This window comes from Clostridium sp. OS1-26 (assembly GCF_030915445.1).
Classification (GTDB): domain Bacteria; phylum Bacillota; class Clostridia; order Clostridiales; family Clostridiaceae; genus Clostridium_AM.
Genome location: NZ_CP133264.1, coordinates 4,559,055 through 4,573,828, shown reverse-complemented (window position 1 = coordinate 4,573,828; position 14,774 = coordinate 4,559,055). Strand labels below are relative to the sequence as shown.

Annotated in this window: 15 protein-coding genes and 1 pseudogene; 14 read left to right on the top strand and 2 right to left on the bottom strand. The window is 30.6% G+C overall.

From position 1 onward, the window contains the following. The first annotated feature begins 28 nt into the window (after positions 1-28). Positions 29-838: a DUF166 family protein gene (locus tag RCG18_RS22670; RefSeq protein ID WP_308038257.1), complete on the top strand. Its 810-nt coding sequence runs from the start codon at positions 29-31 to the stop codon at positions 836-838. A 92-nt stretch (positions 839-930) separates the two neighbouring features. Here the strand turns inward: RCG18_RS22670 and RCG18_RS22665 are convergent, their stop codons facing one another. Further along, positions 931-1,206: a DUF1657 domain-containing protein gene (locus RCG18_RS22665; RefSeq protein WP_308038256.1), complete on the bottom strand. Its 276-nt coding sequence runs from the start codon at positions 1,204-1,206 to the stop codon at positions 931-933. A gap of 244 nt (positions 1,207-1,450) precedes the next feature. Here RCG18_RS22665 and RCG18_RS22660 point away from each other — a divergent pair, with 244 nt between their 5' ends. From RCG18_RS22660 to RCG18_RS22610, 11 genes and pseudogenes are all read left to right on the top strand, one after another. Continuing rightward, a complete protein-coding gene (locus tag RCG18_RS22660) occupies positions 1,451-1,657 on the top strand; it encodes a DUF1657 domain-containing protein (RefSeq protein WP_308038255.1) in 207 nt (68 codons plus the stop codon). Positions 1,658-1,670: 13 nt separating this feature from the next. After that, positions 1,671-2,531, top strand: a complete 861-nt coding sequence (locus RCG18_RS22655) for a DUF421 domain-containing protein (protein ID WP_308038254.1) — start codon at positions 1,671-1,673, stop codon at positions 2,529-2,531. 44 nt (positions 2,532-2,575) lie between these two features. Beyond that, positions 2,576-3,021: pseudogene (gene spoVAC, locus RCG18_RS22650) on the top strand (stage V sporulation protein AC). After that, positions 3,022-4,023: a stage V sporulation protein AD gene (gene spoVAD, locus RCG18_RS22645; protein ID WP_308038253.1), complete on the top strand. Its 1,002-nt coding sequence runs from the start codon at positions 3,022-3,024 to the stop codon at positions 4,021-4,023. A 23-nt stretch (positions 4,024-4,046) separates the two neighbouring features. Beyond that, positions 4,047-4,250 (top strand): DUF1657 domain-containing protein, encoded by a 204-nt coding sequence (locus tag RCG18_RS22640; protein WP_308038252.1) that lies wholly within the window; start codon positions 4,047-4,049, stop codon positions 4,248-4,250. 131 nt (positions 4,251-4,381) lie between these two features. Next, complete coding sequence (locus tag RCG18_RS22635; RefSeq protein WP_308038251.1) at positions 4,382-5,092, top strand: DUF421 domain-containing protein; 711 nt, start codon at positions 4,382-4,384, stop codon at positions 5,090-5,092. Between the two features lie 16 nt (positions 5,093-5,108). Then, the gene (locus tag RCG18_RS22630; protein ID WP_308038250.1) at positions 5,109-5,474 is read left to right on the top strand and encodes a DUF4363 family protein; all 366 of its coding nucleotides are present in this window, start codon (positions 5,109-5,111) and stop codon (positions 5,472-5,474) included. 113 nt (positions 5,475-5,587) lie between these two features. Beyond that, entirely contained in the window at positions 5,588-6,277 is a 690-nt protein-coding gene (locus RCG18_RS22625; protein ID WP_308038249.1) for a DUF3786 domain-containing protein, read from the top strand. Between the two features lie 170 nt (positions 6,278-6,447). Further along, positions 6,448-6,606, top strand: a complete 159-nt coding sequence (locus RCG18_RS22620) for a hypothetical protein (protein WP_308038248.1) — start codon at positions 6,448-6,450, stop codon at positions 6,604-6,606. 21 nt (positions 6,607-6,627) lie between these two features. Then, complete coding sequence (locus RCG18_RS22615) at positions 6,628-7,785, top strand: exonuclease SbcCD subunit D (RefSeq protein ID WP_308038247.1); 1,158 nt, start codon at positions 6,628-6,630, stop codon at positions 7,783-7,785. Position 7,786: 1 nt separating this feature from the next. Further along, positions 7,787-10,939, top strand: coding sequence for an AAA family ATPase (locus RCG18_RS22610; RefSeq protein ID WP_308038245.1), 3,153 nt, complete (start codon positions 7,787-7,789; stop codon positions 10,937-10,939). 56 nt (positions 10,940-10,995) lie between these two features. On the opposite strand, the gene RCG18_RS22605 is transcribed toward RCG18_RS22610, so the two are convergent. Further along, positions 10,996-11,454, bottom strand: a complete 459-nt coding sequence (locus tag RCG18_RS22605; RefSeq protein ID WP_308038244.1) for a peroxiredoxin — start codon at positions 11,452-11,454, stop codon at positions 10,996-10,998. 236 nt (positions 11,455-11,690) lie between these two features. On the opposite strand from RCG18_RS22605, the gene RCG18_RS22600 reads away from it, so the two are divergent. Continuing rightward, positions 11,691-12,119: a bacteriohemerythrin gene (locus RCG18_RS22600; protein WP_308038243.1), complete on the top strand. Its 429-nt coding sequence runs from the start codon at positions 11,691-11,693 to the stop codon at positions 12,117-12,119. A gap of 126 nt (positions 12,120-12,245) precedes the next feature. Beyond that, positions 12,246-14,684 carry a VIT and VWA domain-containing protein gene (locus tag RCG18_RS22595; protein WP_308038242.1) on the top strand — a complete coding sequence of 813 codons (2,439 nt, stop codon included), beginning with the start codon at positions 12,246-12,248 and terminating at the stop codon, positions 14,682-14,684. Positions 14,685-14,774: the final 90 nt, after the last annotated feature.

Below are 14,774 nucleotides of genomic sequence, written 5' to 3'. Positions count from 1 at the left end.
AGTTAAAGGTTAATTGAGGAGGGGGAACATGAAATTATTAGTGATTTGCTCGGAGAAGAGTGATAAAAAGGTTGAAAATGATTTTTATGTTAAGATTGACACAAGATTTGCTAATGCAAAATTTATACCTCACTTAAGAGATGAAAGGGATGTATGTACTGTATGTGGAAAGTCTTGCGTTTGGTGTAGAGCTAAGTACAATTTAAATTTTCAAGATATTATTTCACAAATAGTTAAGGTACCCGATTTTTATAAGTTATTTGAAGATGAACCACTAAAATATCTTCCAAATAAATTTGAAGAACATGACATAGCTATAATTATTGGAGTTCATCAAGATATACTAACGGAACTTCCTAAAATTATAAAGGAAAGTGGAGGGAAAGCTATAATTGTGCCTTGTGAAGATAAGGATTGGGTATCAAAGTGGACAAGGGAACTAGTAATAGATGAGTGTAAAAAGTATGGGCTTGAATATGCCTTTCCTAAACCATTCTGCACTTTAACTTACGGTAAATTCCAATTAGTTAACGATTTTATTGATGAGTTTAAAATTGGAAAACCTAAATTTAAACTCTTTGTAAATAATGATGACATAATAGTTAGGGCGGATGTAGTAATTTCGGCACCCTGTGGCAATGGATATAATATAGCAAAACATCTTGTAGGTACAAAGTTAGGCGAAGAAGCTAAGAAGTCAGTAGCAAAATATTGGCATAGCTATCCTTGCTTAGGGGGAATGCATATAGACCCTGAATTAGGTGATACAATACTTCATATTGGGGGTTATACTCACTATAGCGCCCTAGAAAATGCAGAAATAATTAGAGTTGAATAGCAGACTAAAAACCCCAGTATTAATGGGGTTTTTTATTTTTACTTTTTTAAGATTTTAGCTATCAGTGTAAAAAAACACAGCTTACACTTTTACTATAACTCTGGTGGTTGTTTTTCCATGTTTTCCATAGCACTAGCTTGCTGATTCACTTGGTTCTGTTGATTTTGAGTCTGATATTGTGGCTCTTGATCCATTACATAGCTTATTCTGCTTTGCAGCATATCTGTACACTGTTTAAGCTGCTCTCCTAGTTTTGTATAAAGTTGTTTTGCATTTAAATCATCTGTATCCATTGAAAAAGTATTACAATTTGATTCGCAGGATTTTAACATTTCTAGAGTTTGATTTAATTTATTTACTACTGTCATTTATTATACCTCCTACCATAGTATAGCTAATATTAAACTAACATTTAATATTATTAGTATTCTATTTGAAATGTATACAGAAACTAGCAGGAAAGATATTCAAGTCTTTTGCATAACTAAGTTTACTTTAAAATAAAAAATATAAGTTATTATAATGAATGAAATAAAAAATAATTGAAACAATAAAGATTGTGAAGAAAAAAAGTAAAAATTAAATAATTATTTAAAGAGGAGGTTCACAGTAATGACCATTGGCTCTAAGGTAAAACAAACTTTAGCTAATTTAAAAGGGATACAGGGAACGCTAAGAATTTACTCTGTTCAATCTCAAAAAGAAGAAGCTAAAGCTGCATATAAAGAGGCTCTTACAACAACAGGATCAGTTATTCAAGATTTAGAAAATAGGTTAAAAACTTTAGAATTTGAAGAACCTCAATATAAAGGCAAGTAAGGGGCGATATGACATGGTAGAATGGCTAGTAATTTTAATAAGATCTGTGGTTTTATTTTTTCTTACTTTAATTTTAGTGAGATTGATAGGTAAAAAAAATCTGTCCAATATAACAGCTTTTCAATTTGTTAACTATACAGTGGTTTCAATTTTAGCAGCATTGCTTTCAGTAAACATTATTAAAAATTTTATTTTCGGTATTATTGCTATGTTAGTATGGGCATTATTAACTATAGTTTTAGATTTTGCATCAATGAAAAGCAGGCAGCTGCATAACTTAATTTATGGTGTAGAAACTCTGCTAATAAAAGATGGGAAAGTAATGGAAGAAAACTTAGGAAAAGAAAGAATGACAGGGGAAGAGCTCTTAAGAAAATTACGTTCTAGAAACGTATTTAATCTAGCAGATGTAGAGTTTGCAATTATGGAGTCTACTGGAGATATTAATGTTATTTTAAAACCAGATAAAAAACCAATTACTCCACATGATATGGGAAAAAAAGTAGCCCCACAAGTAGCCCCACAAACAGTAATTTTAGATGGTAACATTCTCAATGAACCTTTAAGCAATATGGGATTAAATCATAGATGGCTTGAAAGTCAACTACAAAATGCGGGAGTATCTTTAGATAATGTTTTTATTGGTCAGGTAGATGCATCAGGAGATTTGTACTTGGATCTCTTTGATGACGCACTGCAACTGCCACAATCTCAAGTAAAAGAGCTTCTTTATGCTAATATAGAGAAATGTCAGGCAGATTTAATGTCTTTTGCACTTGAGACACAAGATCAAGCAGCTAAACAGATGTACCAGCAGGATGCAGAGAAATTAAAAGCTGTGATGAAAAAATTAGAATCTTTTTTATTACGTTAGAAGGTGATAAATATGTCCAATAAAAAAAGAAGAAATTAACTCCAATGCAGCAAGAATATCAAGAGTTTGCTAAAGTAATGGAGCCAAAGCGTCCAGTATTTAAAAATTGCGCCAAAGCTTTTTTGTAGGAGGACTTATATGCACCTTTGGACAGTTACTGCAATGGTTATTTATTACATACTTGGGGTTTACGGAAAAGACAGCAGGCGACCCGACTTCAGCAACATTAATTATTATTTCAGTAGTACTCACTGGTCTAGGTGTATACGACCACATTGGGCAATGGGCAGGGGCAGGTACTGCCATACCCGTTACTGGATTTGCCAACTCAATGGCTTCTGCTGCCATTGAACATAGAACTGAAGGATATGTCCTTGGCGTAGGAGGTAATATGTTTAAAATAGCTGGCTCAGTAATTGTATATGGTGTTTTTTCTGCTTTTGTAGTTGCAATTATAAAAATTACACTTCAGTGGTTAGGAGCGATGTAAATGAGAAAAGGGCATCAATCTTGGATTTTTGAATCTAAACCAGTTATTATAGCTTCTGCTGCCGTCGGAGGGCCTTTTGAAGCAAAAGGTGCTATAGCAGAAGACTTTGATATTCTACATGAAGATATTTGGTTAGGACAGGATAGCTTTGAAAAAGCAGAGAAAAAACTATTAGAGCAGGCATGTGAAATAGCCATTGAAAAAGCAAAAGTAAAAAAAGAAGATATTGATTTTTTTCTCAGTGGAGATTTATTAAACCAGATTGTAACCAGCAGTTTTGCAGCACGTACTCTTTCCATTCCCTATTTAGGAATTTACGGCGCTTGTTCTAGCTCTATGGAAGGATTAGCATTAGCTTCTTTATTGATAAGCAGCAAGGCAGCGGATTACGTATTAGCTGCAGCAACCAGTCATAATGCAGCATCAGAAAAGCAATATAGATATCCAACGGAATACGGTGGGCAAAAACCACCTACAGCCCAATGGACTGTAACAGGCTCTGGAGCAGCAATAATAGCAAGCAAAGGAGAAGGACCTAAAGTTACTTCTGCTACTATAGGTCGTGTTATAGATATGGGGATTTCTGACCCTTTTAATATGGGGGAAGCAATGGCACCAGCTGCAGTAGATACGATTGAAGCCCATTTTAGGGATTTAAGCATAAGCCCCTCTTATTACGATATGATAGCTACTGGCGATTTAGGCGCTCTTGGTCATCGAATTGCAGGAGAACTTTTAAATAAACATGGAATGAATATTCCTCCAGAGATACTTACAGATTGTGGGCTTTTAATTTATAAGCAGGATCAACCAGTGTTATCAGGTGGAAGTGGATGTGGTTGTTCCTCCACAGTAACTTATGGTCATCTTTTAAATCGAATGAGAAAAGGTGAACTTAAAAAAATTTTAATTGTAGCAACGGGTGCGTTAATGTCGCCAATGACATTCCAGCAAAAGGAAAGTATTCCAGGTGTTGCTCATGCAGTATCTATAGAAATATAAAACCTTTGAAGGGAGGTGATAATATGACAGTAGGAACTCAAATGCAACAAGCAATAGCAGGTATTCAAAGTGCAGCAGCTACAATGAAAACATTTGCACTAGAAACTGAAGACCAACAAGCAAAAACAGATTTTCAAAATATAGCAAAAAATTTAGATGATGCACTTCAAACTTTACAAGGTAGGCAGCAATATATTGAAGAGCAAGAGCCAACATATAAACAATAAAATAAAAATGACAATTTTACATGAGAAGCTGGAAGTATAATTCTTTCAGCTTTTTATAACATATATAACTAGAACTTATATTGTTCTTATATAATAAATAATAGTTTTAATAGAATATTGAGGTGATTAATTTGAGTGAAGCGTTAATAGTTTTAGTAAGAGGAATAATTGGATTTTTCACTTTATTAATTTTTGCCAGAATACTTGGAAAGCAGCAGATTAGTCAGCTTACTTTCTTTGATTATGTACTAGGAATCACGATCGGATCTACAGCATCCACTTTAACCACTGATTTAACCAGTAGTGCTTGGGCACACTGGGTAGGTCTTTTAACTTGGGCGGTGATTTGCTTTACAATGCAGCTGGCTACATTAAAGTCTAAAACTGTTTCAAGCTATATTGATGGAGAACCTACTATTGTAGTAATGAATGGAAAAATAATGGAAGATGCAATGAAAAAAATGAGATTTCGTTTATCTGATTTATTAGAACAACTTAGGGGAAAAGATGTATTTGATTTAAAAGAGGTACAATTTGCAGTTTTAGAAAAAGATGGGCAGCTTTCTGTACTAAAGAAACCTGAATATATCCCTGTTACTCCAAAGGATATGAATCTTTATACAGGGCCTGGAGGATTAACAATAACACTTATATATGATGGAACTATTATACCAAAGAATCTAAAAGTTATAAATAAAGATAAGGAATGGTTAACAGATGAGTTAAGAAAAAAAGGAATAAATGATGTTGAAGATGTGTTTATGGCTGCTATCGATAAAAGTAATAGTTTATATATAGACTTGTACAAAGACTTTGGAAATACAAAATCTACTAAACAGTAGGATAGGAGGTGTATTTATGAAAAAAATAATTGCATATGGTATACCAATTGTTATCTTAGGTTTCTTTGTGCTAATCATGACAACAGGGCAAATTCTTAAAAAGCCTATGAGAGAAGGAGAAGATGTATCAAAGTATATTTCAATAATTGTAGAAGACGTAAAAGAAGAAAACTGGAATCGTGCTGAGGAAGATAGACAAAAGCTAGTGACTGCATGGGGGAAAATAGTACCAAGAATTCAGTTTAGTGTTGAAAGAGACGAAATTTATAATATTAATATTAATTTGGCAAGACTCCGTGGAATTATTATGGGAAAAGATCAAGCCGGAGCTTTGGCGGAATTAGGAGAAATATACGAGAACTGGCGAGAGTTAGGAAAGTAGTAAGGAAATCATCAATTTATAATAACTTTAGCTATCAAATCTTTCCTTTTTTATAGTATAATTTCTATAATGGGTTTAATACTATATATTTTTGCATTAAGGGGGATTAATTAATGTTAAATAAAGATTTAAAAGATGATAGACAGGGAGGAGTTCCTTACGAATACATACAAAACATATTTTCTAAGGCAGATCCAGTAGATATTTCAAATCAATCTACTATTCCCTATGACAGAGAAAAAAGGTGTTTTAAAATTAAAATCATGGGGAAGAATTATATTGTGAATCATCCTTCAGGGAAGCTATATGATAGTGAGAGTGGAGAGGAAATTAAAGCCTATGCGATAAAAATCTTAATATTAAGATATCTTATAAATTCCAGGGCAGTTCCTCCTTTTAATAAGGATATAACATATAAAGAAATACCGGGTGGATTAGTTTATTATAAAAATTTTTATAATAGGACTATACTCAAGCTGGCTAGAGTTTTTTCAGATAAACAGGAAATTTTTATAGAAGGTTCTAAAGCTATAGGTGCACAAATATTAGACAGAGGAGATTTGTGTTGTAAATTTGAGTTTATAAATAATGTGTATATTACATTTATTGTTTGGCAGGGGGATGATGAATTGCCGGCTGATGCAAATATATTATTTGATAAAAATACAGAATATTACTTTAATGCAGAAGATCTGGCAGTAGTTGGAGATGTTGCTATAGAACTTCTTAAAAATAAAGGAAAGATACCTGAGTGGGTTGGATTATATCAGAAAAAAACAAAAGATGGATACGAAATAAACTAAATATTATCATAAAAAGAATCTAATTAGTACCTTAATGTTTTTGGTAATGATTGGATTTTTTAAATTCGATACACTTATTTCTAAATTGATACATAGAATTATCTAAAAGGAAATTTTTTTCTTTTTATTTTACTATAATCTAAAGTATAATAAAAATTATTAAAGGAAGTGTGTATATGATAATATTAAAAAAGGGGTTCATTTTAATAGAATTAGATGATACCGAATTATCAGAAGACATAATAAAAGAAATTGAAGACAAGTTACTAAAAGATTGCTGCATTAAAGAAATAATTGAAAAGTACAATTTAGAAATTTCATATATGTGATTTACTTGGGAGGGTGCTTACATGAAGATAATTCATACAGGAGACTGGCACATTGGAAAAATAGTGCATCAAGTTCATATGACAGAGGATCAACGCTACATTTTAAATGAATTTATAAAGGTTATAGAGGAAGAAAAACCGCATGTTATTGTTATTGCTGGAGATTTGTATGACAGGTCAGTTCCTCCTGTGGAAGCAGTAGAACTCTTAGATCAAATGTTTTCTAGAATATTAATAGATTTAAAAGTACCTATAATGGCTATAGCGGGAAATCATGATAGTCCTGATAGAGTTGGTTTTGCTAGTAGAATATTAATGAATAAAGGTCTATACATTGAAGGAAGACTTAAAAAGAATATACAAAAGGTATCTATTCATGATGAGGTAGGACCTGTTAACTTTTATTTGGTTCCATATGCAGATCCTGTAATAGTTCGTGATTTATTTGAGGACGAGAACATTCATACTCATGATGATGCAATGAAAGTAATAGTGAATTCTATAAAAGAAAATATGAATAAAAAAGAAAGAAATGTACTTGTAGCTCATGGATTCGTAATTGGCGGTGAAACAAGTGATTCAGAAAGACCTCTTTCTATAGGAGGGACAGACTATATACATTTAGAACATTTTAAAGAGTTTAATTATACAGCACTTGGCCATCTTCATGGACCACAGAAAGTTGGAAGTGATAGTATAAGGTACTCTGGATCTCTTATGAAATATTCTTTCTCAGAAGTACGCCATAATAAATCTATAACTATAGTAGATATAGATGATGAAGGAAATGTTAAAATAAACTTACGAAAACTTACTCCAATTAGAGATATGAGGATAATACGAGGAAACTTGGAAGAGTTGTTAAAACCAGAAGTGTACAAAAATACAAATGTTCAAGATTATATTCAAGTTGATTTAACGGATGATGGTGAGCTTATTGAACCTATGAGTAAAATTAGAACAGTGTACCCTAATGTTTTGAAGCTTACTCGAAATTCTTTTAATAAGAATCCGGAAGCTGTAGAGCAATTTTCAGCAGAACACCGAAGCAAAAGAGATATGTTTGAACTTTTTCAAGAGTTTTATACTGGGATTACTAGAAAAGAATTTGACGAAGATAAAGCCAAAGTAATAGCTAAGGTGTTAAAAGAAGTACAAAAAGGTGAAAGGGGCGAATAATTTGAGACCTTTGAAGTTGACAATGACTGCTTTTGGACCCTATGCCAAAAATGAAGAAATAGACTTTACAATATTAAATGATAAAAACATTTTTTTGATTACTGGACCTACCGGTGCTGGTAAAACCACAATATTTGATGGTATAAGCTATGCAATCTATGGTGAAGCCAGTGGTGAAGATAGAGATGGTGAAAGCTTAAGAAGTCAATTTGCAGATGTTGATACTTTAACTTCTGTAGAATTAGAATTTGAACTTAAAGGAAATAAGTATTATATAAAGAGAATGCCAAAGCAGGAAAAGAGAAAATCAAGAGGTGAAGGAACTACAGAGCAGAAAACTGACGCTGAAATGAAAATAATATATTCAGATGAACAGGTAAAGGTTATATCTGGTGTAAGCAATGTAAATGACAAAATAAATGAGATTATGGGGATTAACTATGCTCAATTTAAGCAGATTATGATGATACCTCAAGGTGAATTTAGAAAGCTTTTAGTATCAGAAAGTAAAGACAGAGAAAAAATACTTCAGAAAATATTTGGAACGGAAGCCTATAAATTAGTTGAAATAAAGTTGAATGATAGAGCTAGAGAAATTAAAAACATAATTAAGGATTTAAATAATAAACAAAATGAAAATATAAGTACTATACAGTTTGACAATAACACTTTACTTATGGAATTGATACAAAATGAAAATAGAAATATAACTGAAATTGTTGCTTCTTTAGAAAGTTTTATTGAAGAAGATATTGAGAAAAGGTCGGCTTTAGAAAAGTCAGCAAAAGAAAGTTTGAATGAGCTAGAGAAAAACCAAAAGAAAATTTTTGAGGCAAAAGAGAATAATAAAAAATTCGAAGAAAAAGAAGAGCTTGAAAAAATAAAAGACAAATTAGAAAGCCAACAACCCATAATGGACTTAGAAAAAGAAAGGCTTATAAAAGCTAGAAAAGCTGCACAAATAGACGCAGTGGAAGGAAACTATATAGAAAGACATAAAGATTTAGCAATTAAAAAAAGAGAATTAGAACTTAATCAAAGCTCAATAGAAATTGCTAGTCAAGCTTTGAGTAAAGCTGAAGAAGCTCTAAAAGTCGAAAATTCCAAAGAAGAAGAAAAAATAAAGCTTTTAGAATATACTTCTATGTTAAAAGGATATAGAGAAAAAGTTAAAACATTTGAAGATGAAAATGCATTCTTAAATTTAATAGAACTACAGTTAAAGGATGTTAATAATAAAAAGAATGAAAAAAAGCAATTAGTTGAAAAAATTAAAAAAGATATAGAACTCCTTTCTAACAAATTAGAAGTTGTTAGAAAGGCATCTTCAGATTATATCAAACTTAATGCTGAACTTGAAAAAACTAACCAAGTATATAACAAAATATCTGATTTACATTCTGAAAATAAGAAACTTATTTCCTTTAGAAATGAATACTTAAAATACAAGAAAGAAGTCAATGAAGACAAAAAACTATATGAAGAATATGAAAAGAAATTTAGAGATATGGAACAGATATTTAGAGATGGTCAGGCCGGGGTGTTAGCTCTAGGACTGAATACTGGAGATCCTTGCCCAGTTTGTGGGTCTACACATCATCCGAAACTTGCAAAGCTTGAACATGATGTCCCAACAGAAGATGAGCTTAAGGAATATAAGAAACTTTTAGAGGAAGCAAAAAAGAAACTTGACAAAAGTGATGCATGCTTTAGAGAAACTGACGTTAATGGAAGGTCACTTTTAAATATTATTAACAGGTTAAAAGATGAGCTTAATCTTCTAATAGAAGAAAATATACTAGAATTATCGAAAGATGATTTAACAGATTTTATAAATAATAAATTGCTAGAATTTGAGAGTCTTAAAGAAAAACTATACATAGAAGTAAAAAAACTTGATAAAGAAAAAAATCAAGAAGAGGTTATTTTAAAAAGCCTAAATGAAAAGAAAACTTTGCTTCAAGCTGAAGAAAAGAAATTAGAAAAATTAAATGATGAGTATACCCAAAAGTTATCCGAAGTTGAGAGAAAAAAAGGGATATTAAATCAACTTACAGTTGAGATTCCAGAAAATCTTCGTTCTGAAAGAGCGTTAAAAAAGGTTATTGAGGACTCAGAATCTCGTTATGAAATTATGTGTAAAGCCCTAAAAGATGCGCAGAATTTGTATAATGAATGCAAGTTACAGCACGAAAAGCTTTTAACAGAAAATGAAGGGCTAATTAAATCACTTAATGAAGCTGAAGCTTCGCTGAAGGAAGCTGAAAGCAAGCTAAATGAAGAGATTATGAAATCTGGTTTCAAAAACTTAGAAGATTATAAAACTTCAAAACTAAATGAGGAAGAAGTTGAGAATTTAAATAAAAAAATAAATGAGTTTAATGAGCAATTAAGATCTGTAAAGGATAGATATGAAAAATCCTTAAAAGATTTAGAAGGTTTAAGTATTATAGATATAAGTACACTTCTAGAAAAAGACAAAAATATAAAGGATCAGATGGAAGTATTAGAAAAAGAAAAAACAGAGCTTCACGCTAAAATAATGAGAAATAAAAGTTCTCTACTTAGAATTAATGAATTGAGTGAACAGATTAAGGAAAAAGAAAAAGAGTACAGTATAATTGGGGATTTAGCGGAAGTAGCAAAAGGTAACAATATTGAAAGAATGACTTTTGAAAGATATGTTCTAGCAGCATTTTTTGATGAAATAATTGAAAAAGCAAATTTAAGACTTGGTAAAATGACTGAATATAGATATGAACTTGATAGAATAAAAGAAAAGGGGAAGGGACTTACTCAGAGTGGATTGGAACTTCAAGTTTTTGATAATTATACAGGTAAATATCGCCATGTAAAGACACTATCTGGTGGTGAAAGCTTTAAAGCTTCACTTGCACTGGCTCTAGGTCTTGCAGATGTAGTTCAGTGTTATGCTGGCGGTATAAGTATTGATACAATCTTTATTGATGAGGGCTTTGGAACTCTAGATCCTGAATCTCTCGACAATGCTATACAGTGTTTAATAGATCTTCAAAATTACGGAAGACTTGTAGGAATAATTTCTCACGTACCTGAACTTAAAGAAAGAATTGATTCTAGGCTAGAAATAATACCTAGTGCAGAGGGAAGTACTACAAAGTTTAATGTTAGATAAAATCAGGGCAAGTGGTCTAATAAAGATTACTTGCTCTAATTTTAAATATAATGTTTTTATTTTAGTTGTTCTAATACTTTCTCAATATGTCCATCTACCTTTACTTTCCTGAATATCTTTTTAATAAATCCATCTTTGTCAATGATAAAAGTACTTCTTTCAATTCCAATACTTTTTTTACCATACATATTCTTTTCTTTTAAAACCTCATATAATTTACATACATCTTCATTGGAGTCAGAAAGCAATACGTATGGAATATTTATCTTTTCAATAAATTTATCATGAGAATTTAAAGAATCTCTGCTAATGCCTATGACTACTGAATTTAAATTGCTTATAGTTACAAAGTTATCTCTAAATGCACAAGCTTGTTTTGTACATCCTGCAGTATTATCCTTAGGGTAGAAATATAATACTACATTTTTCCCTAAATAATCACTTAACTTATGTTCTTTTTTATCAGAACCTGGTAAAGTGAAATCTGGAGCTTTTATTCCTTCTTCTATATTCATAATATTCACCTCGTAAAATATAATAATTAAGAATATTATATAATAATTATTATTAATATTCAACATATATAGGAAAATACTCTACTTATAATAACGATTAAATAGTAAAATTATCTATTAAAAATTAAAAAAAGTAATTATGCATATTATAAAAATAGGTAATATATGCTATTATTAAGAAAAGGAATTAGTACCTATTAACTTGAAGACAATTAGAGAAGAAGGAGAGTGAAGATGTGTTCGAATGGAAGAAAAAATATAGCTGCAATATACAAATAATTGATGACGAACATAAAAAACTTTTTGAAATTGGACAGTCTATTTATGATTTAGCTCTGCACAAACGATATGTGGATTATTATGATAGGATACTGGATCTTATAGATGAACTTAAGGAATATACAGTTTATCATTTTGCAGATGAAGAAAAAATTATGAGACTATATGAGTATCCTGATTTTGATAATCATAAAAAAATACATGAAGACTTTATTGAAAAAATTGAAAATATAAATTTAAACCATGTAGATGATGATCAACAAAAAGCTATAATTAACTTACTGGATTTTGTCTATGTTTGGATAGAAGGGCATATACTTGCCCAGGACTTAAAAGTAAGAGATTATTTTGAAAACTTAAAGAATGGAATAGATTTTGCGAGATAATATTATAATAACTTTAAATATAATTATCTTTAAACTTAGCTGGAATTACTATGTATAATATGTTTTATTATGGAAATCATAAAATTGAGTGTGATTTTTTAAAGTAATATAAAGGTGGTTTTAAAAATGGCTTATGGTATAAAAGAAATCAAAGGAAACAATGAAGGCATAATACTAAAGAAAGTAAGCATAAACGGAAACATATGCGGTTCATATGCAGAAGTATCAATACATCAAGTTTATGAAAACGGTGGAAAAAATGATATAGAAGGGGTTTATTTCTTCCCAATACCTAAAAGAGCTATAATTTCAGGCTTTGAAGCAGAAATAGGTGGCAGAACATTAAAGGCTGTGGTAGAAGAGAAAGATAAATCAATTAAAATTTATGAAAATGCTAAGTTAAGAGGGGATAATACTTTCCTTTTAGAAGAATTTAAGCAGCATCAATTTAAAATAAGTATAGGAAAGATTATATCTGGAGAAACAGTAAGTATAAAACTATCATACATAAATGAGCTAGAATATAAAGATAATACTTATAAACTTGTTATTCCTGCAGTTTTTGAACAAAAGAATCTAAATACAGATTCAAAAATAAATAGCTTTAAAAATAATGTGCTAGATAAATTTTTAGGTAAAAAATATGAAGAAAATGATTTTGAATTAAAAACTAATATTTTAATTGAATCTTTATGTAAACTAGATTTTAATAGTCCTTATCATAAAATAGATGTTGAAAGAGACGGCGATACTATAGCTAAAATTACTTTAAATGAAGAATATGAATCTATGGATAAAGATTTTATACTATACATGAAAGAACAAGAACATTTAGAAGCGGATGGTATGATTTATGAGTATAAAGAAAAGGGTGAAGATAGAGGAATAGTCTATATAAGAATGCTTCCAAAACTTGATCATTTTGAAGAAGATGTTGAGGAAAATTATGTATTTTTAATAGACATTTCCGATACAATGGAAGGTGAGAAGTTAGAACAAGCTAAAGATGCTCTCCAGCTTTGCATACGTAACCTTTCTAAAGGAGACAAATTTGATATCGTAGCTATGGGTGATAGCTTAAAATACTTCTCAGAAGAAGGTATGGCGGACTTTAACGCTGATACATTAAGAAGTGCTTCAAGATGGATAGATAATTTGTCAATCGAAAGCGATGCAGATATTTTTGAAGGATTAAAATATGCCTTAGAAAATGAAGGCGGTCACAACACCATATTAATATTTACCGATGATCAAGTTGAAGAAGAAGAAGAAATATTATCTTATGTAAGAGAACATTTGGATGATAACAGAATATTTAGCTTTGGAATAGATTCAGCGGCAAACAATTACTTTTTAAACAAACTTGCGCATGAAAGCTTTGGTAAAGCAGAATTTATAAATAATGGTAAAAGAATTGAAGATATTGTCTTAAGACAATTTAGAAGGATTCAAAACCCAGAGGTAGACGACATAGAAATTGATTGGGGAAGCTTAAAAATTGCCTCTACTTATCCTAGAACCATAGAATATATGTATGATAGAGAACCTTTTTCAATTTTTGCTAATGTAATAGGAGAAGTAGGTGGAGAAGTAACTATTAAAGGAAAAGTTGGAAATAAAGATTATATTCAAAAGATAAACTTAGATAATTTTAATACAGAAGAGAATGCTGCCTTGCTTAAAAAAGTATGGGCTAGAAAGAGAATAAAGTCCATTGAGTTTAACATGAAAGTAGAACGTGGTGAAAGAAAAGAAGCCATGAGAAAAAAAGTAGTAGAGTTGTCTAAAAACAATGGACTCTTAAGCCAAGAAACCACTTTTATTTTCATGGAACTCAGAGATGAGCCTGTACTTGGTATAGAGTTAAGAAATATTATTCCTTTAAAGGTTAATGAAAGTACATTAGCAGATGAACTAGAAAAATTCGATATAGAGGACACTGATGTAGTTGGATTCATATACAAGACTCGTGAAGATTTATTGGAAGATCATAATAAGATCATGAATGATAATGAATATCTTGATAGAAAATATCCACATGAAAAGCTTTTGAGAGTTATTGCAAAAAATCAGTTTGCAGATGGAGCCTTTGTTGATTATGAAGATAGTAGTACAGAAGATAAGATAGAAACAACTGCCATGGTATTACTTGCCTTTACAATAGGAGACGAAGATATAGATATTTACTTCAATCAGTTAAATAAATCAATAGAGTTCTTAACCAACAGTTATATGGATATGAACGTTAATGTAAGTAGTGTAATTGCAAAAATGACAATACTAGCTTTAAATAGATGTATAGATAAAAATATATCTAAGGGAAGAAATATCGAAAAGGCTATGTATACTATAAATTATTTATACAAGATTTTAAATGAAAGAGAAGAAGATAAGATATTGGTAAATAATCTTATTGAATACTCCTTTAAGAAAAATGTTATATCTTTATTTAATATAAGTGAAGATGGAAGTTCTATAAATGAAAAAATAGTAATTGATGACGAAAGAAACTCTATCTTTAATATGGCTAAGTTAGCAGTTTTAAAAGGATTAAAAACTTTATAAATAAAAAAGCTTACGTTTAACGTTCAAGCGTTGCATCAAAGTAAAAAATGCTTGTTGACAAGTGCGCATTGGTAAAATCTAATACTAAAA